The sequence below is a fragment of the Streptomyces cacaoi genome (genome assembly GCF_006539165.1).
Taxonomy (GTDB): domain Bacteria; phylum Actinomycetota; class Actinomycetes; order Streptomycetales; family Streptomycetaceae; genus Streptomyces; species Streptomyces cacaoi.
Genome location: NZ_BJMM01000046.1, coordinates 1 through 17,481 on the forward strand (window position 1 = coordinate 1; position 17,481 = coordinate 17,481).

Here is a 17,481-nt window from a genome sequence, read left to right on the forward strand (position 1 = left end):
CCAAGAAGGCGCACCCTGAAGCAAGGCCCGACCAACAAGGCGAACCGCACAAAGCGCGCACAACAAGACCCTCAGCGGCGGAGATAGGTGAGAACCGCCAGCACCCGCCGATGATCATCCACCGCAGGCGGCAGATCCAACTTGGCAAGAATCGACCGCACATGCTTGACCACAGCGGCCTCGCTGACGAAAAGGGCCCGCGCGATCCCCCCGTTGGACCTCCCCTCGGCCATGGCCGCGAGAACCTCCAGCTCCCGAGCGGTCAGCCTCCGCAACGCGGACGGCTCCCGCCGCCGCCCGAGCAACCGCCGCACCACCTCGGGATCGATGACGGTCCCGCCGGAGACCACCCGCTCGACGGCGTCGATGAACTCGGCGACCTCACCGACCCGGTCCTTGAGCAGATAGCCCACGCCGTCGCCGGTGGCCAGCAGTTCGGCGGCGTACGCGTTCTCCACGTACTGGGACAGGACCAGCACGGGCAACCCCGGCCGCGCCGCGCGGAGTTCGAGCGCGGCCCGCAGCCCCTCGTCACGCAGTCCGGGCGGCATCCGGATGTCGGTGACGACGAGGTCGGGCTCGTGCTCGGCGACCGCGTCCCGCAGCGCGGGCGCGTCGCCGACGCCCGCGCACACCTCGTGCCCGAAGCGGCCGAGGATCTGCGTCAGCCCTTCCCGCAGCAGCACGGAATCCTCCGCGATCACCAACCGCACCTGTCCGCCCCTCACTCGTCGAGCCCGTCGAGCCCGTCGGGCTCGTCCACCCGTCCATACGTCCGCTGCTCCGCAGCCCCGGCCCCGGCCCGCCGGACGGCTCCACGGGCGCACCGCATTATCGCGGTACGGGACGGCTGCCCCGTCACGCCCAGGGCAGTTCCATGCGCAGGACGGTGGGCCCGCCGTCCGGGCTGGACAGGCGGACCCGGCCGCCGTGCACGGCGAGCCGGTCGGCGAGCCCGGTCAGGCCGGTGCCGCGGGACGGGTCGGCTCCGCCGTGCCCGTCGTCGCGCACTTCCAGCCACAGCAGGCCCGCCTCGCGCCCGGCCGTGACCGTCGCACGGGAGGCCCCGCTGTGCCGGGCCACGTTCGTGAGCGCCTCGGACACCGCGAAGTACGCGGCGACCTCGACCGCTTCGGCGGGGCGGGCCGCGCCGAGCCGGATGTCGGCCGTCACGGGGACGGGCGAGCGTTCGGCCAGCGACTGGACCGCGGCGCCCAGTCCGCGGTCGGTCAGCACCGAGGGGTGCAGGCCGTGCACCAGGTCGCGCAGCTCGTCGAGCACGGCGCGCGCCTCGTCCTGGGCCTTGGCGACGAGCGCGGGATCGGCGTCGAGCCTGGCCAGCCCCAGCGTCATGATCAGCCCGGTGAGCCGCTGCTGGGCCCCGTCGTGCAGATCGCGTTCGATGCGCCGGCGCTCGACCTCGAAGGCGTCGGCGAGCCGGGCCCGGGAGGCCGTCACCTCGGTGAGCCGGGCGTCCAACTCCCGCTCCCGGCGCGGCTCCACCAGCAGCGCGCGGGCCAGCGCGGCGCGCGCCCCGGCCACGGCCGTCCACACATAGGCGGCGAGCACGGCGAAGACGGGCGTCAGCAGCAGCCACGGCAGCACCTGGCCGACCTCGGTGAGGACGACGACCTCCCAGTAGGTCACCCGCTCACCGCCCGCGACCGCGATCAGCGCGTAGGGCTGGCTCACGACGAGCGCCAGGCCCAGCACGGCCACCGTCAGATCCACCAGCGCCAGCAGCGCGTTCAGCAGCGCGAAGCCGAACTCCAGCCAGGTCGCCGGGGAAGTGGCCCGGCGCCACAGCCGGCGCAGGGCACGCCACCGGGTTCCCTGCGGTACGGGCGGGGCGAACTCCGCGCGGTGCGGTGAGGGCGCCTCACGCGGGTCCATCCAGCGCAGCCGCCGACGCTCCAGCGCGGCCAGCCCGACGGCGGTGACCGGCACGCACAGCAGCGCGACGGCGCCGATCCCGGCGGCCGGGAGCAGCAGCACTCCCGCGGTGATGAGCGCGACCGCGAGGAACAGCCAGCCGATGCCGAGGACACCGCCGGTCAGCAGATAGCCGAGGGCCCGCCAGGGCCATACGGTCAGCAGCAACCGCCCGGGCCGGTGCACCAGCACATACCGCACCCCGGCGGGACGCCCGCTCGCCTCGGGCCCGGCGACGGTGGTCCCGCCCGCCGGGGTCCCGTGCGCAGCGGTGCCGCCCGCCGCCGGGGTCCCGTCCGCCGGAGGCCCGCCCGCCGGGGTCCCGTCGTCACGGGCGGACACGGCTCCCCCGCCCCGCTCGTCGGCCGCGTGCCGTCGCCCACCCGCAGCACCCGGCGCCGAACGCCCGCCCGTCGGCTCACCCTTGGTCACTGCTCGACCGTACGTGACAGCAGATCACGGAGCCGCTGGGCCGCCGCGTCCCAGGTGTGCGCCCGCGCGACCCACTCGCGGCCGCGCCGTCCCGCAGCCGCGCCGACGCCGGGGCGGGGGCCGTCGGGTGTGCCGAGGAGTTCCACGAGGTGGGCGGCGACGGCGGTGGGGTCCCTGCCGTCGACGACGCGGCCGGTCTCTCCGTCCCGTACGGCCTCCGGGGCGCCGCCCGACGCCCCGGTGAGCACCGGCAGGCCCGCTGCGGCCGCTTCGAGGCAGACGATGCCGAACCCCTCGGTCTCCAGCCCGAACCGGCGGGTGCGGCAGGGCATCGCGAAGACGTCCGCCGCCGCGTAGTAGGGCGGCAGGTGCGCATGGTCGCGGGGGCCGGCGAGGACGACGGCGTCCGGGGGCAGCTCCGGCTCCCGGCGCACCGCACGGCGCAGCGCCCGCTCGTACGGCCCGGAGCCGACGATCAGCAGCCGTGTCCCCGGCACCGCGCGGCGCACCCGCGGCAGCGCGCGGATCAGCACGTCCTGTCCCTTGCGCGGCACGAGCCGCGAGACGCTGAGGATCAACGGGCCGGCGCCGAGGCCGAGTTCGGCGCGGACGTCGGGCTCGTGTCCGGTCACCGCCTCCGTGGTGCCGTCCGCGGCCCGAGCGGACGCGTCCGGGGGCGCGTTGCCGGACGGGCGGTGTCCCGGGGTGTGGTCCCGCGGCCGGAACATCCGCGGGTCCACTCCGGGGGTGAGCCGTTCCAGGTGGGCTCGCGGGCCGAGGGCGGGCGCCAGCCGCGCACGGGAGTGCTCGGTGAGGTAGGTGACCGTCGTGACGGTGTCGCCGATGCGGCGCAGCGCCGCGCGGCTTCCCGGGAGGGCGGCCCACCACACCTCGTGCCCGTGCGTGGTGGCGACGGCCGGGAGGCCGATCCGTGCCGCGAGCAGCCCCAGCGGCGCTGCGGCGCCGAACCACACCCGGTCGCAGCCGTACCGGAAGGCGAGCGCCCGTGCCGTGGCGGCGACCCGCGGTGTGGGCAGCAGCAGCCGGGCCCGGTCGCGGACGACGGTGAACGGCTGGGCCGCGTCGAACGCGTCGGAGCCGGGCTGGGCTGCCGTGTAGACGACGGTGTCGTCCGCGGGCCAACGGCTCGTGATTTCGTGCACGAACGTCTCGATGCCGCCACGGCGCGGCGGGAAGTCGTTCGTGACGACAAGAGTGCGCCCCGCCCGCTCTGCCCGGCCCTCCCGCTCGGCCCGGCCCTCCCGATCTGTCCGCCCGTCCGGCGAACAGCCGTACGGCGCCTGCCCGTCGGCCGCCGCCCGGCCGACCGGTACGCCGTGCCGCTCAGGCGCCGAGCCGCCCGTGGGCCCGGGCAGCGTCGAGGGGTGCCGCACCCCCGGCGCCTGCTCCACCCCCGGTCCCGGCTCCGGCGGCTGCTGCGGGAAGGGCGGGCGGTGCGGTGGTCGGGGCATCGGGTTTCCTCCAGTGGGCCCACAGGGCGAGGACGAGCGGATGGACGAGATAGCCGAAGCGGGAGGCGGGCATCAGCGCCATGGCGGCGCACAGGCCGAGAGCCAGCCGGAGCGCGGCGGCGGGGGCGTCCCGCGGCGGACGCAGCACGAGCGAGACGGCGACGGCGACCGCCGCGAGCGCGAGCAGCACCACGGCCGCCGTGTGCCCGCCCGTCCCGAGCCCGGCCAGCAGCCGTCCCGGCAGCGGGGCGGCGGCCGGCGAGGCGGCATCGGCCAGACCGAGCGGATAGCGCACCGTGTTGGCCAGCAGTCCGCCGGGATCGGCCAGCGCCGGCAGCCCCACCCCGCACACCAGCGGCATCGCGGCGCCCGTCCCGAACCGCGCCACCGCACGGCGACCGCCGTACACCGCGAGCAGGGCCGCGGCCACCGGCAGCGCGGGCCAGGCGGTCGCCTTGAGGGTGCCGGCCAGCCCGAGCACCAGCCCGGCGCGGCCCGCATCGCCCCGGCCCGCGAGGGCGAGGCCCAGACAGCACAGTCCGATGACGGGCAGGTCGTCCCCGCCGACCGCGAGCGGCAGCGCCACCAGCGGCGAGGCACACAGCGCGAGCGTGCGCACCGTCCACCCCGCGGCCGTCGGCCGCCCCTGCCGGGGCCCCGCCGGGGCGCACGGGGTACGCGGGGTGTGAGGGACACGCGGGGCACGGGGGACACGCGGGATGCGTCGGACGGAGGTGCGCAGGGCCGTGGCGAACGTGACGGCGAAGACGGCGCCGAACACGAACCGGGCGTCCACCCCGGCCAGTCGGTGCGGCAGACCGAACAGGGCCATACCGGGCAGATACGGGTTGTACGCGGTGTGGTCCGCACCGTCGAGAGCTGCCGGGGCCGCATAGGGCGTGCCGTGTACGAGGAGCCGCGCGGCGGCACGGTGCACCACGGCGACCTCCTCCTGTGCGCTGTCCCGCGCCACGAGCACGAGGAGGGGCAGGACAGCGGCGGTCAGAAAGGCCACCACGACGACGGCGCCCGCGCCGCGCCGTCCCGTCACGGAGGCGGGAACGGCGGACGAAGCGGGGCCGCACGCGCGGGTGTGCGCGGAGACGTGGGCACGGGCCCGGGTACGGACCCGGGTGCGGGGCGCGGCGGCGAGGGCGAGGGCGAGGGCGGACAGTCCGTAGCCCGCGGCTGCGATCGTCCCCCACAGCCGGTGCGGCGGCAGCGCGGTGACGGCCGCGGTGAGGGCGGCGAAGACGGCGAAACCGCCGTACAGGGCGGGGTGTCTGCTCACCCGTCCAGCCAACCGGGGCCCGGCGCCGGGATCATTCCCACTGTCCACCCTTCCGGGTAGAGCCGGCTCTACCCCGCAGGCCCGCCCGCCGGGGAGGGGCCGGCTTCCCCGCCGGATCCGGCCCGTCCGGCCCCGAAGGCCGCCGGTGGGTGCGGGCGGACGGCGAACGCCGAGGCCACGGCGCGAAGCGGGCCACGGAGCCGCTGTCCGAGCCCACTTGGCAGAAGGACGGCCGGGGTAAAAGTTTGTGAACTGATTCACACCACCCCCTTGGCCGTGCGCCCCCACGCATGCTGAGATGCGTCACATCCGGCTCGACGGCGCGCTTGGGGAGGGCACTGTGGCGGACACCGCCATGTCTCGTTCGGAAAGCCTGGATCCCGACTCCGGTGACGGCGGTGGCCGCCCTCCCGCGATGGGTCCCGACAGTCCGCTGGGCCGCGCGGTGTGGCGGCTGCGGTCCCGCGGCTGCTGGGACGACGCGGCGGAACTGCTGACCCCCTATGTGCAGCAGCACCCGCAGGCCGCGATCGGCCGCGCGGGCCTCCTGGTGGAACGGTGCATGTTCACCTCCGACGGCTGGCAGGCCGCCGAGGACGCCCTGCGGCTGGCGGAGGCGGTCGCCCGCGTCGACGACGAGCGGGGCGCCGCAGCCTGCGAGCGCGGCCAACTGGCGTACGCGGCCACGGTGTTGGGCGTACGCGACAGGACGGACGAGGCACGCGCCGCCCTCGGCAGGGCCGCGGCGCTGCTCGCGCCGAACGCCCCCGGCCGCGCCCTGCTGGACTTCCGGCGGGGCCTGCTGGCCGAGAACCTCAGCGACACCCCCGAGTCGGCACGTGCCGCGTACCGCCGGGCGCACGCGGGCGCGACGTCCCGCGGCGATCTGCTGCTGTGCTCGTTCACCTGGCGCCATCTGGCGGGGCTCTCCGTCCGGGAGGGCGAACTGGCCGACGCCCGGCACGGATTCGCCGAGTCCCTGCGGCTCCGCGAGGAGCTGGGCTTTCTCGTGGGGATGGCGCCGGCGCTCGCCTCCCTCGCCGATGTGGAGCCCGAGCCGACGGCGACCCGGCTGCGGGAGGAGGCCGCCCGCCTCTTCCGCCTCCTCGGCGGCGTCCCCTCCTGGCTCGCCGACCATCTCCCGCTGCCCCGCAGCCCGGACACCCGGGACGCGCGGCACGAGCCGAACGAGCCGGACGAGTCACAGGCGCCGGACGGTGGGGACGGACGGGGCGGACCGGGCCGGCCGAACACCGGGACGCCCCGTACCACGGCGACGGACTGACCTGCGGTAGCGGCCCGCACGGCGAGGACCGACCGAGCGGCGGCGATCGACCGCGCGGCGGGCCGCCGTCAGTAGTGGCCGCGCACCAGCCGCTCGACGGCCGCCAGATCCCCCTCGGTCAACGCGTCCAGCAGGGCCACATGTTCGGCGGCCTCGGCGAGCAGATCGGTGGTGCGGGGCGCGGGAGCGGCGCGGACGGCGCACAGATGGGCGCGCCGGTGGATGTCGTCGCCGAGGAGCACGAGCTGCTGATTGCCGGTCAGTTCCAGCAGCGCACGGTGGAAGACGCGGTCGGTCTCGGCGTAGCCGGCGCGGTCGCCGCGGGCCGCCGCCTCCAGGGTGTCCTCGGCCAGCGGACGCAGCCGGTCCCAGTGCGCGACGGGCACGGTCCGGGCGAGCGCGAGCACGGCCGGCACCTCCAGCAGGGCGCGGATCTCGGTGAGTTCGGCGACGTCGCGCGGGCTGTGCTCGGCGACGCGGAAGCCCCGGTTGGGCACCGTCTCGACGGCGCCTTCGCTGGCGAGGCGCTGCATGGCTTCCCGTACGGGGGTGGGCGAGACCCCGAAGCGGTCGGCGAGCGCGGGCGCGGAATACACCTCGCCGGGCGCGAGTTCACCGGAGAGCAGCGCCGCACGCAGCGCCTCCAGCACCTGGTCACGCACGGAGTGCCGGCGGGGTACGGGGCGCGGCGGGGCGATGTCGGGGGCCGGCGGCTCGCTGTGCACGTGTTCGCCGCGCACCCGGGGGCGGCGCTGCTCGGGCGTCCGCCCGGCCTCCCGGAGCAGGGGAGCGCCGCCGTGCCCACCGCCTCCGCCGCGCGGGTCGCACCCGTCATGGCCGTCGTAACCGTCGTGGCCGTCGCACCCGTCGTGGCAGTCGTGGCCGTCGGCTCCCGGATCCCCCTCGGAATTCCAGGGATCGCGTGCGTCCTCAACGGCCCGCGTCCGCACGGCGGAAGGGGGCGGCTGGGCGGGAGCGGGGCGCTCGCGGAGCGCGGACGGTGCGACGGGCACGGCAGCCGCACGGCCGGCGCGCTGTATGGGCGCCTCCGCTCGGGTCTGCTCCATCTGTCCCCCTCCAGGTGTCGCCCAGCACGATAGGCGCCGGAGGCGCGAGATCAAACCACGCGAACCATCCGCTAAGGTAAGGCTTACCTGCCAAAGTTCGTCGATTCGGTGGTCCCCATGACCGTGCCCACCCTCGCCCCCGCGGCCCCTGACGTGTCACCTTTCGGTGCGGCCTATGCCCGGTTGACCGAGGTCTTCCCCGCGCTCACTGTGACCGAGACCACGGCTCGTGAATCCTTTCCCGAGGGTCCCGGCTGGGTGCGCGCGGACGAGCTGGCGGCCGGCGGCCCCGCCCTCGACGCCTTCCTCGCCCACGACGAGGAGCAGATCCTGCGCGACTACGGGCAGCGGGCCCGCCCGCACGTCGTCGCGAGCTTCGCGCTGCACCGGTACGCGTGGCCGGCCTGTCTGCTCGTCACGATCCCCTGGTTCCTGCACCGCCGGGTGCCCCGCGTACCGGCCGGCGCCGTCGCCTTCCAGCGCACCCTCGGCCGGATGGTCGTCCGTATCGAGTCCTTCGCCTGTCTGCCGGACGACCCGGCGGCGACGGCGCCCGGGGCACGCGTCGTACCCGACGAGGAAGCCCTGCGTACCGAGGTCCGCTCGGCCGTCGCCGAACATCTCCAGCCGGTGCTGGAGGGCTTCCGGCCCCGGATGCGCCGCGGATCGCGGGCGCTGTGGGGCATGGCGACGGACGAGATCACCGAGGGCCTGTGGTACCTCGGGCACCTCTTCGGCGAGGAGGAGCGCGCCATGGCGGAGGCCGGACAGCTGCTGCCCGGCGGCCTCACCCCGTACGCCCAGGGCTCCCGGTTCCGCGCGCTGGAGGCACCGGACGGGCGCCGGCTGACGACCCGCGACCGCGCCAGCTGCTGCCTGTACTACACGCTCCGCCCCCAGGACACCTGCGTGACCTGCCCCCGCACCTGTGACGCCGAACGAATCGAGCGCATGACCGCCCTCGGCTGAGCCGTTCGACCCCCGGCACCCCTTCCGTGCTCAACGGGCCCCCCGTACCGGTCACTTGGCGGGAAACGGCCCGGAAGCGCCGCACGCTTCGCGGAGGATTCCCGTCGACAGCGAAGCAAGCAGACCGCGAGCACGGCGCTGCCCGCACACCGGCCCCGGGAGCCCACATCCCGGCGCCTCCCGTGCGCGAGCCGGGCACCGTGCGGCAAGGGGCCCACCCGATGAGACTGACCGACATATCGCTGAACTGGGTACTGGCAGGAGCCGTCCTGCTGGCCGGTGCCCTGGCCGCGGTACTCGTGCTGGCGCGCTCGCGCCGTCACCCGGAGCCGCCGGAGGGCGCCGGCGGCGACGCGCGCTCCGCGCAGCCGGACTCCTGGGAGCGCATGGAGGAGCGCAGGCGCCGCAAGGAGACCCTGTACGCCACCGCCGCCTATCTGCTCCTGTTCTGCTGTGCCGCCGTCGCTGCCGCGCTCTCCTTCCACGGGCTCGTCGGCTTCGGCCGCCAGAACCTCGGCCTGAGCGGCGGCTGGGAGTACCTGGTGCCGTTCGGGCTGGACGGCGCGGCCATGTTCTCCGCTGTGATCGCCGTACGCGAGGCCAGCCACGGGGACGCCTCCCTCGGCTCCCGGCTGCTGGTGTGGATCTTCGCGGGGGCCGCCGCCTGGTTCAACTGGGTGCACGCGCCCCGGGGTTCGGGACACGACGGCGCACCGCAGTTCTTCGCCGGGATGTCCCTGTCGGCCGCGATCCTGTTCGACCGCGCCCTCAAACAGACCCGCCGCGCCGCGCTGCGCGAGCAGGGGCTCGTCCCCCGTCCGCTGCCCCAGATCCGCGTCGTGCGCTGGCTGCGCGCCCCGCGCGAGACCTTCGGCGCCTGGTCGCTGATGCTGCTGGAGGGCGTACGGACGCTCGACGAGGCCGTGGACGAGGTACGCGAGGACCGCCGCAGACGCGAGGAGGAGCAGCAGCGCAGAAAGGAGCAGGAACGGCTGGAACGGGCACGGGTCAAGGCCCTCAACAGACAGCACCGGCTGTGGAACCGGGGCCGGAGTCCGGCGCCGCGCGTCGACGTCGAGCTGACACCGGCCTCCGCGAACGGTGCGCCGCCGGGCGGCCCCGCGGTGGCCGACCCGGCGGCGAACCGGTCGCGGACACCGGCTGCCGCGCTTCCCCTCGCCGGCGCCGTCGACGCGCCCCGGAACCGGCCGGCTCTCCGGGCCGCCGCCGAGGAGCCCCCGGACGAGCGGGACACCCTCCCGGCATCCGGCTCCGCGTCTGCCGACGCCGCGTCCGCCGGTTCCGCACCTGCCCGCCCGTCGACCGCCGGTGCCTCCGGTTCCTCCGGTTCCGCCGGTGCCTCCGGTTCCGCATCCGTCGGCGACGGGACGGCGGAGGCCGCGGGCTCACCGGACGACCGTACGGACCGGGACCGTGACGCTCGTCCGGACCGGGACGGCGGTCCGGTACGCACCGAGCGGGCCGGGCGCGGCACGGCCGGGCCACGGCTGGACAGCCTGGAGAAGAAACTCGCCGAGATCGAGCGGCAGTTCGGCTGACCCCACCGCGCGGACCGTCCACGGACCCCCGCAGCGATGGCGCTCGGCCTTCCGCCACACCCGGCCGACCACGACGGCCACCATGGCGACGGCGACGGCGACCACGACCGACGACGGCGCGGCGGTGGTGACCGACCACGGCGGTGGCACCTCGCGAGGTGCCACCGCCGCACCGCGCCCGAGCGCCACCGTCCGACACCGCCCGCCCGGCCCGGCCTCGCTCCGGCCCCGACACCTGCCCGGTGTCGTGGCCCCGGCACCGCCCTCGCCCGGCGTTCGGCGTCCCCGGAACGGGGCTCCCGGGGCGGGGGCTCCCGGGGCGAGGGGAGGAGGGAGGAGCGGCCCGGGTTCAGCTCTCGTTGCCGTTCCGGTGCTCGTCGGGCGCCTCCCAGACCGTGGCGGCCGTCCGGTCACCCGGCTCTCCCGGCCCTTCCCGCTGGAGGTCCATGAGGTAGGCGGCCGCGTCCGGCGCCGCCCGGGTACCCGCCCAGCGCACGGCCAGCGCGTCCGGGAACGCCCCTCCCCTGCGCAGCGCCCGCGCCAGGCCGGGACCGCACACCATCAGCACATCGCCGGGCCGGCCCACCGAGGCCCGGAACCGGAAGGGATCGGCGGGGACGGCCGCGGCCGGATCCGCGTGCGGTGCGCCGACGCCGCGCAGATGCATCGTCGGCCGCGTCGTACCGGACGACGCCGACGCGGAGGACGGCGCCGACGCCGATCCCGCGGTGCGCGGCTCGATGTCGCGCCACGCTCCGTCACGCAGCCGGAAGAAACCGCCGTCGCCGGTGCCGAAGAGGATCCGGGTCCGGCAGCCGGGGTCGACGGGCAGCAGCAGACAGCGCAGATCGACGGTGTGCTGCTCCGGTGCGGGGCCGGGCGCCCCGGCCCGGGCACGGAGTCGGCCGAGTGCCCGGCTCGTCAGCCGGTGCAGCCCGGAGTCGAGCGCGTTGCGCCGCCCGGCGCGGAGGTCGTCGACCAGCCGCGCATGGCTGCGGCCCACGGCGGCACCGAGCGCGTGGCACGCCTCGCGCGCCGCCCGGTTCGCGTGCGGCCCCGGTGGTGCGGTCGCGACGGCGACGAACAGCAGGGCGTCGTCCCCCTCGCCGAACCGTGCTGTCAACAGGGCGTCGCCGCGCGGCAGTCCGGCCTCGCGTGTCGTCTCGCCGCGTGTCGAGGCGGCGCGGAGCGTGAACGCTGTGCAGCGGGCTCCGTCGAGCACGGTGTCCGGCACCAGTTCGGCCAGCGCCGCCGGATCCGCCGCGGGCGGCAGCCCGGGCATGTCCCCGGGAACACCCACCGGCTCCGTCCCGGCCAGGCCCTCCGTCCCGCCGTCGTCCACCCCACCGGGCACGGACTCCCCCGAGCCCCCGGCCACTCCGACTCCCGGCCCGGCCTCCGCCCCCGGCTCCCTCTCCTCTTCCGGCCCGGCATCCGATCCGGGCACACCCTCCGCCACCGGTTCCGCTTCCGGCCCGACCTCCGCTGCCGGTTCCGCCTCCGGTCCGGCTCCCACTGTCGGTTCTGCTTCCGGCCCGGCTTCCACAGTCGGTTCCGCCTCCGGCCCGGCTTCCGCCCCCGGCGCACCGTCCGCTGCCGGTTCCGCCTCCGGCCCGAACTCCGCTACCGGTTCTGCTTCCGGCCCGGCTCCCACTGTCGGTTCCGCCTCCGGTCCGGCTTCCGCTCCCGGCGCACCGTCCGCTGTCGGTTCCGCCTCCGGCCCGACGCCCGCTGCCAGGTGGGTTTCCGGCCCGGACTCCGCTCCCGGTTCCGCCTCCGGTCTGAAGTCCGCTGCCCGGTCGGCTTCCGGCTCGGGGGCTGCCTCGGGTCCGGGCGGCGTACCGGGGCCTTGCGCGGTTTCCACTTCCGGCTCGGGGCCCTGCCCCGAATCCACCGGGCCGGACTTCGGCTCCGGCTCGGGCCCCTGCGCAAGGTCCGTCCCAGGCCCGGGCGCGGACTCCGGCCCAACCCCCTGTGCGAGGCCCGCCCCAGGCCCGGGCTCCGGCCGCGGAGCGGACGGCTGCTCTGCGGCAGGCTCGTCGGGAGGCGGCGCATCGGCGGAGGCGCCGGTGGAGGTCTCGGGTTCGGGCCGGTCCGTGGAGGTGTCCGCTTCGAGCCGGTCCGTGGCGGCGTCCGGTTCAGGCCGGTCCGTGGCGGCGTCCGGTTCGGGCCGGTCCGTTGAAGTGTCCGGTTCGGGCCGGTCGGTCGAGGGTGTGTTCGCCGTGGACCCGTCCGTGCGGGGTGGGGCGGTGCCCGGGGTGAGCGCGAGGGTGGCGTCGGCCGGAGTGAGGGCCAGGGTGGCGTCGTCCCGGCGTCCGGTGTCCGGCGTCCCGGCGGGGCGGAGTCCGGGCGCGCCCTGCCCCGGGCGCCCGGACTCCTCGACTGCGTCCGATGCGTCGGTTGCACCCGATGCCTCGGTTGCGCCCGATGCGTCGGACGCGTCCGGCGGCTCCGGGGCCGGGCGCGGTGTCGTGGGCCCGGCGGCCCGCGGGTCGGGGACGGGGCCCGGACCGGCCGGCCCGCCGGAGGGCCGGTCCGGGTCCGGCGGGGCCGTGTGTCCGGCCACGTCCACCGTGCGGGTGACGGAGGCGAAGCGGTCGTCGACCGTGTCGGACGCCCGCGCCCCGCCTGTGTCGGATGTGTCTGCGTCGTACAACTGCGCCCACCAGTCCTCGTGTTCGCCGTCCGTCCCCCCGGCCGGCGGGCCGTGCCGTTCCCCCTGTGCGTTCATACGCTCATTCTCACCCGCGCCGCACACCGCCGGTGCACGTACGGCCGAACCGAACCGGAGCGGACCGGTCCGCCCCGCCCGTCGGTGTCGTCGGCCGTGCCGCGGTTTCGGCGCGCAGCCGGGACGGTGTTCGGGCAGGCTTCCTCCATGACCACCTCCGGGCAGCTGAACCAGGTCCTGCTGGTGGGCCTGGTGCTCGCGATGGGCCTGGTGGGGGTCGTGCTGCCCGGGGTGCCGGGGCCGCTGGTGGTGTGGGCGGCGGTGTTCTGGTGGGCGGCGTGGACCGCGACGCTTCCCGCGTGGTGGCTGCTGACGGCGGTGACGGGGCTGCTGTTGACGACCGCCGCCGCCCGGCTCCTGGTGCCGGTGCGCCCCGAGTGGATGCAGGACGTGGGGCGGCGCACTCTGCTGGCGGGCGGGGCCGGGGGCGCCGTGGGCTTCGTCGTCCTGCCGGTGGTGGGGGTGGTTCCGGGTTTCGTCGCGGGCGTCTACGTCCGGGAGCGGCTGCGGCTGGGTGGCCACGGCTCGGCCGCGGCGGCGACCCGGACGGCGATGCGGGCGACGGGCTGGCGCACGCTGACCGATCTGACCGCCTGTCTGCTGACGGTCGCCGGCTGGCTCGGCACCGTCCTGTGGCGGTGAACGGCGCGGGCCGACCAGCCGGGCGGCCGGCTCAGGCGGTGGCGGCGGGGTCAGCGGGGGCGCCTTCGAGGGCGAGCAGGTGCCGCTTGCGGTCGAGGCCGCCGGCGTAGCCGGTGAGCGAGCCGTCCGCGCCGATGACGCGGTGGCAGGCGCGGACGATCAGCAGCGGGTTGCGGCCGACCGCGCCGCCGACGGCCCGCACCCCGGCGCGGCTCATGCCGAGCCGGGCGGCGAGTGCGCCGTAGGTGGTGGTGGCGCCGTAGGGGATGTCGTCGAGCGCGGCCCAGACGGACTGCTGGAACGCGGTGCCGACGGGCGCCAGTTCGAGGTCGAACTCCTTGAGCGTGCCCGCGAAGTAGGCGTCGAGCTGGCGCCGTGCCTCGCCGAGGACGGTGTCCGGTGCGTCGTCGCGCTGCCAGTCGGGGCCGACGCCGGTGGCGCCGCGTTGCCCGGGCACGGACAGCGCGACGAGCGCGCCGCCGTCGGCGGCCAGCAGCAGCTCACCGAGCGGGCTGGGGTGGGTGGTGTAGGTGAGGGTGCGCGGGGTCGCGGTGGTGCTGGTCATCGTGTGCTCCTGCTCGGGGCGGACGTGGATGTCGGCGTGGATGTGGTCGTGGATGTGGACGTGGGTGTCGGCGTGGACGCGGTGGTCGGGGGTGCGGGGGCGGTGGGTGCCGGGCCGGACGCCGCGTGCCAGAGGTGGTGCAGCGCGTAGGAGCGCCAGGGGCGCCAGTGGGCGGACCGGCCGGCGTCGGCGCCGACGCGTGCCAGGCCGTGGCGTACACCGGCGTCGCCGGGGAGGAAGACGTCCGGGTCGCCGAGTGCGCGCATACGGGTGTAGCCGGCGGTCCAGGGGCCGATGCCGGGCAGCCGCAGCAGCGCCTGTTCGGCTTCGTCGCGGTCGGCACCGGCGTCCAGCGTCACCTCGCCGTCCGCGAGGGCGGCGGCGACGGTGCGGATCGTACGCCGGCGGCTGTCCGGCATGCCGAGTTCGCCGAGCCCGGCACCGGCGAGCACGTCCGGCTCGGGGAACAGATGGGTGAGCGCGCCGTCCGGCGCCGGCAGCGGCTTGCCGTGGGCGGCGACGAGCGTGCCGGTGAGCGTCCGGGCGGCACCGACGCTGATCTGCTGGCCGAGCACGGCGCGGACCGCGAGTTCGTGCGGGTCGGCGGCGCCGGGCGAGCGCAGCCCGGGGGTGTCCGCCAGCAGCGGCCCGAGGGCCGGGTCCGCGCCGAGCGACTCGGCGACCGCGTACGGGTCGGCGTCCAGGTCGAACAGGCGGCGGACGCGCTGGACGGCGGTGGTCAGATCGCGCAGGTCGCCCAGGCGCAGCCGGCAGGCGAGCCAGCCCGAGCCGCTGCGGGCCGGGCACTCGTCGACCTCGGCGATGCCGGTGCCGTGCGGGAGGCGCAGCGTGCGCCGGTAGGTTCTGCCGCCGGGCTCGCCGGTGACCTCCTCCACGCCGGGCACGGCACGCCGGGCGAGGAAGCCGAACACCTGGCCGGTCGCGTACGGGCCGCGGTAGGCCAGCCGCAGCGGTACGCCGCCGACCTCGTCCTGCCGCGCCTCCGGCCGGCCCGCCGGGCCGTGCCCGCCGCGTGCCGAGGCGGCGCGCAGCGCGCTGGGGGTGCGGTCGTACACCTCGCGGACGGTGTCGTTGAACTGCCGGACGCTGGCGAAGCCGGCGGCGAACGCGATCTCGGTCACCGGCAGCGCCGTCGTCTGGAGCAGCACGCGCGCGGTGTGGGCGCGCTGGGCCCGGGCGAGCGCGACGGGCCCGGCGCCCAGCTCCGCCGTGAGCTGGCGCTGCACCTGCCGGGTGCTGTAGCCGAGCCGGTCGGCCAGCCCGGTGACGCCTTCGCGGTCGACGACGCCGTCGGAGATCATCCGCATCGCGCGGCCCACGAGGTCGGCGCGGACGTTCCACTCGGCCGAGCCGGGCACCGCGTCCGGGCGGCACCTGCGGCAGGCCCGGAATCCGGCGCCCTGGGCGGCGGCCGCCGTCGGGAAGTAGCGCACGTTCTCCCGCTTGGGTGTCACCGCCGGGCAGCTGGGACGGCAGTAGATCCCGGTGGTGCGCACGCCGAGGAAGAAGACGCCGTCGAACCGCGCGTCCCGGCTCCTTACCGCTTCGTACCTGCTGTCTTCTGTCGTCACGGGTTCCAGTGTGCGGGCCGTCGCGCGCTCGCACTGGCGGAAATCGGACGCCGAGGAGCAGCCCCGGTGACCGGGGAACCCGGGACGCCGAGGAGCGCCCCGGCGACCGGGGAACCCGGGGCACCGAGGAGCGCCCCGGCGCCCGGCAGCCCGGGACGCCGGGGAGCCGCCCGGGCGCCCGGGACGCCGAGGGCGGCCGAGCACGCCGAGAACGGCGAGGACGGCGAGCACACGAGCACGCCGAGCACGCCGAGGACACCGAGAACGGCGCGGAGAGCGACAGGCGGAAGGGGTGGAGCCGGGCTGTCGGGCGCCGGGCTGTCCGGGCTGTCCGGACAGCCCGAGCTGCTGCCGTACTGGTTCAGCGGAGGCGGGGCGGCTTGCGTTTGCGGTCGTGCAGATGCCGGCCCAGCGCCTGCTTCTCCTTGACCCGGCGGCGCTCCTCGGCGCGCAGCCGGGCGTCGGTCCGGGCGGCGAGGCGGACGTTCTCCCGCTGGAGCTTGCGGTAGCTGGCCAGCCGGCGCTCGCCCAGCGTGCCGTCCTCGACGGCGGCCAGCACGGCGCAGCCCGGCTCCGTGCCGTGCGCGCAGTCGCCGAAGCGGCAGCGGGCGGCGAGCGCCTCGATCTCGGCGAACGCCTGGCCGAGGCCCTCCCCGGCGTCCCACAGGCCGACACCGCGCAGCCCCGGGGTGTCGATGAGCACGCCGCCGCCGCGCGCGGCCGGCAGCGGGAGCAGATTGCGGGTCGTGGTGGTGTGCCGGCCCTTGCCGTCGCGGTCGCGAACGGCCCGGACGTCCTGGGTCTCCGTGCCCAGCAGGGCGTTGGCGAGCGTGGACTTGCCGGCGCCGGACGGGCCGAGCAGGGCCGTGGTGCCGCCGGCCGGTCCGCCGGTGAGGGCCTCGGCGAGCGCGTCGACGCCCTCGCCCGACTCGGCGCTGACGGCGAGCACCCGCACACCGGGCGCCGCACCGGCCGCGTCCTCGGCGAGGTGCCCGAGCCCGGCGGCGTCGGGGACGAGGTCCGCCTTGGTGAGGACGAGCAGCGGCCGGGCACCGCTCGTCCAGGCGAGGGAGACCAACCGCTCGACACGGCCGAGGTCCACCTCGGCGGAGAGCGGGACGCACAGCACGGCGTGGTCGACGTTGGCGGCCAGCACCTGGCCCTCCGACCGCTTCGACGACGTCGAGCGCACGAAGGCGGTACGGCGGGGCAGCAACGCCCGTACGTAGCGCGGATCGTGGCCCTCCGGGTCGACGGCGGCCCAGTCCCCGGTGCACACGATCTTCATCGGGTCGCGGGGGACGACGAACTCGGTGTCGGCGCGGACGGTTCCGCCGGCGGTGACGACATCGCACCGCCCGCGGTCGACGCGGGCGACCCGGCCGGGCAGCAGCCCCCGCGCGGCGTACGGGGCGAACACGGCGTCCCAGTCGGCGTCCCAGCCGTAGGGCGCCAGCGGATGCGAACGGGACGGCGGGCACGGGAAAGAGGAATCAGCGGACAAGGGGTGACCCTTCGCAGGGTGGCCCCGACTGCGCGCTCGGGCGCGGAGAGAGGAGTGAGGGGTTCAGCCGGTGGCCACGGAGGTGGACGTGAAGGACTTCCGGATGCGGGCAGCGCCCTGCACGACAACAGCCATGGCACACCTCCTGGGACACAGCGGCGACGGCGAACTGCCGTCCGTGACACGGGAATCGTAGAGGCGGAGGCCCCGTCCCGTCGCCTGGTTATCGGCGGGGCGGGCGCATGCGGGAGCGCCCGTCGGGGGCAGAGCGCCGACCAGGGAGGATGCCGGCCCGGGGTCGGCTCTTGTAGAAGTCTACGAAGAGCCGGTCCCGGCCCGCGGGCCATTTCGGCGCTTCCACCCTTAGCCCTCGGGACACCATTGGCTGTGTACTCCTCTCACGAGTTGCAACGCAGCAAGGGATGAGTGCCGTGGACTTC

At 76.3% G+C, this 17,481-nt stretch carries 13 protein-coding genes; 4 read left to right on the forward strand and 9 right to left on the reverse strand.

Annotated features, from left to right (window positions below; all coding sequences use genetic code 11):
- Window positions 1–71: 71 nt before the first annotated feature.
- The 4 genes from SCA03_RS28605 to SCA03_RS28620 form a co-directional block, all read right to left on the reverse strand.
- Window positions 72–704, reverse strand: coding sequence for a response regulator (locus tag SCA03_RS28605; RefSeq protein WP_078873732.1), 633 nt, complete (start codon window positions 702–704; stop codon window positions 72–74).
- 154 nt (window positions 705–858) lie between these two features.
- Window positions 859–2,364: a sensor histidine kinase gene (locus SCA03_RS28610; RefSeq protein ID WP_230988971.1), complete on the reverse strand. Its 1,506-nt coding sequence runs from the start codon at window positions 2,362–2,364 to the stop codon at window positions 859–861.
- Window positions 2,361–3,776 (reverse strand): glycosyltransferase family 4 protein, encoded by a 1,416-nt coding sequence (locus SCA03_RS28615; protein WP_230988972.1) that lies wholly within the window; start codon window positions 3,774–3,776, stop codon window positions 2,361–2,363. Before SCA03_RS28615 ends, SCA03_RS28610 begins: the two co-directional genes overlap by 4 nt.
- The gene (locus tag SCA03_RS28620; RefSeq protein ID WP_230988973.1) at window positions 3,709–5,127 is read right to left on the reverse strand and encodes a glycosyltransferase 87 family protein; all 1,419 of its coding nucleotides are present in this window, start codon (window positions 5,125–5,127) and stop codon (window positions 3,709–3,711) included. The genes SCA03_RS28615 and SCA03_RS28620 overlap by 68 nt, the downstream gene beginning before the upstream one ends.
- 355 nt (window positions 5,128–5,482) lie before the next feature.
- Here SCA03_RS28620 and SCA03_RS28625 point away from each other — a divergent pair, with 355 nt between their 5' ends.
- Window positions 5,483–6,412: a hypothetical protein gene (locus SCA03_RS28625; protein WP_371864003.1), complete on the forward strand. Its 930-nt coding sequence runs from the start codon at window positions 5,483–5,485 to the stop codon at window positions 6,410–6,412.
- 68 nt (window positions 6,413–6,480) lie between these two features.
- On the opposite strand, the gene SCA03_RS28630 is transcribed toward SCA03_RS28625, so the two are convergent.
- Complete coding sequence (locus tag SCA03_RS28630) at window positions 6,481–7,197, reverse strand: GntR family transcriptional regulator (RefSeq protein WP_230988977.1); 717 nt, start codon at window positions 7,195–7,197, stop codon at window positions 6,481–6,483.
- 399 nt (window positions 7,198–7,596) lie between these two features.
- Here SCA03_RS28630 and SCA03_RS28635 point away from each other — a divergent pair, with 399 nt between their 5' ends.
- Together SCA03_RS28635 and SCA03_RS28640 are read left to right on the forward strand one after the other, a co-directional pair.
- Window positions 7,597–8,448 (forward strand): (2Fe-2S)-binding protein, encoded by an 852-nt coding sequence (locus SCA03_RS28635; RefSeq protein ID WP_086818133.1) that lies wholly within the window; start codon window positions 7,597–7,599, stop codon window positions 8,446–8,448.
- A 221-nt stretch (window positions 8,449–8,669) separates the two neighbouring features.
- Complete coding sequence (locus SCA03_RS28640; RefSeq protein WP_086818135.1) at window positions 8,670–10,007, forward strand: DUF2637 domain-containing protein; 1,338 nt, start codon at window positions 8,670–8,672, stop codon at window positions 10,005–10,007.
- Window positions 10,008–10,356: 349 nt separating this feature from the next.
- On the opposite strand, the gene SCA03_RS28645 is transcribed toward SCA03_RS28640, so the two are convergent.
- The gene (locus tag SCA03_RS28645; protein ID WP_230988974.1) at window positions 10,357–11,361 is read right to left on the reverse strand and encodes a protein phosphatase 2C domain-containing protein; all 1,005 of its coding nucleotides are present in this window, start codon (window positions 11,359–11,361) and stop codon (window positions 10,357–10,359) included.
- A gap of 1,524 nt (window positions 11,362–12,885) precedes the next feature.
- Between SCA03_RS28645 and SCA03_RS28650 the strand changes: the two genes are divergently transcribed.
- A complete protein-coding gene (locus tag SCA03_RS28650; RefSeq protein WP_030886117.1) occupies window positions 12,886–13,380 on the forward strand; it encodes a DUF456 family protein in 495 nt (164 codons plus the stop codon).
- A 31-nt stretch (window positions 13,381–13,411) separates the two neighbouring features.
- Here the strand turns inward: SCA03_RS28650 and SCA03_RS28655 are convergent, their stop codons facing one another.
- The 3 genes from SCA03_RS28655 to rsgA form a co-directional block, all read right to left on the reverse strand.
- Window positions 13,412–13,945: a methylated-DNA--[protein]-cysteine S-methyltransferase gene (locus tag SCA03_RS28655; RefSeq protein ID WP_030886120.1), complete on the reverse strand. Its 534-nt coding sequence runs from the start codon at window positions 13,943–13,945 to the stop codon at window positions 13,412–13,414.
- Entirely contained in the window at window positions 13,942–15,537 is a 1,596-nt protein-coding gene (locus SCA03_RS28660) for an AlkA N-terminal domain-containing protein (RefSeq protein WP_086815373.1), read from the reverse strand. The genes SCA03_RS28655 and SCA03_RS28660 overlap by 4 nt, the downstream gene beginning before the upstream one ends.
- 361 nt (window positions 15,538–15,898) lie before the next feature.
- On the reverse strand, window positions 15,899–17,041 hold the full coding sequence (gene rsgA / locus SCA03_RS28665; RefSeq protein WP_230988975.1) for a ribosome small subunit-dependent GTPase A: 1,143 nt from the start codon (window positions 17,039–17,041) through the stop codon (window positions 15,899–15,901).
- Between the last annotated feature and the right edge of the window lie 440 nt (window positions 17,042–17,481).

Coding starts and splice junctions, on each gene's coding strand:
- SCA03_RS28625 (WP_371864003.1), top strand. CDS start 5,483: ATGTCTCGTTCGGAAAGCCTGGATCCCGACTCCGGTGACGGCGGTGGC.
- SCA03_RS28635 (WP_086818133.1), top strand. CDS start 7,597: ATGACCGTGCCCACCCTCGCCCCCGCGGCCCCTGACGTGTCACCTTTC.
- SCA03_RS28640 (WP_086818135.1), top strand. CDS start 8,670: ATGAGACTGACCGACATATCGCTGAACTGGGTACTGGCAGGAGCCGTC.
- SCA03_RS28650 (WP_030886117.1), top strand. CDS start 12,886: ATGACCACCTCCGGGCAGCTGAACCAGGTCCTGCTGGTGGGCCTGGTG.
- SCA03_RS28655 (WP_030886120.1), bottom strand. CDS start 13,945: ATGACCAGCACCACCGCGACCCCGCGCACCCTCACCTACACCACCCAC.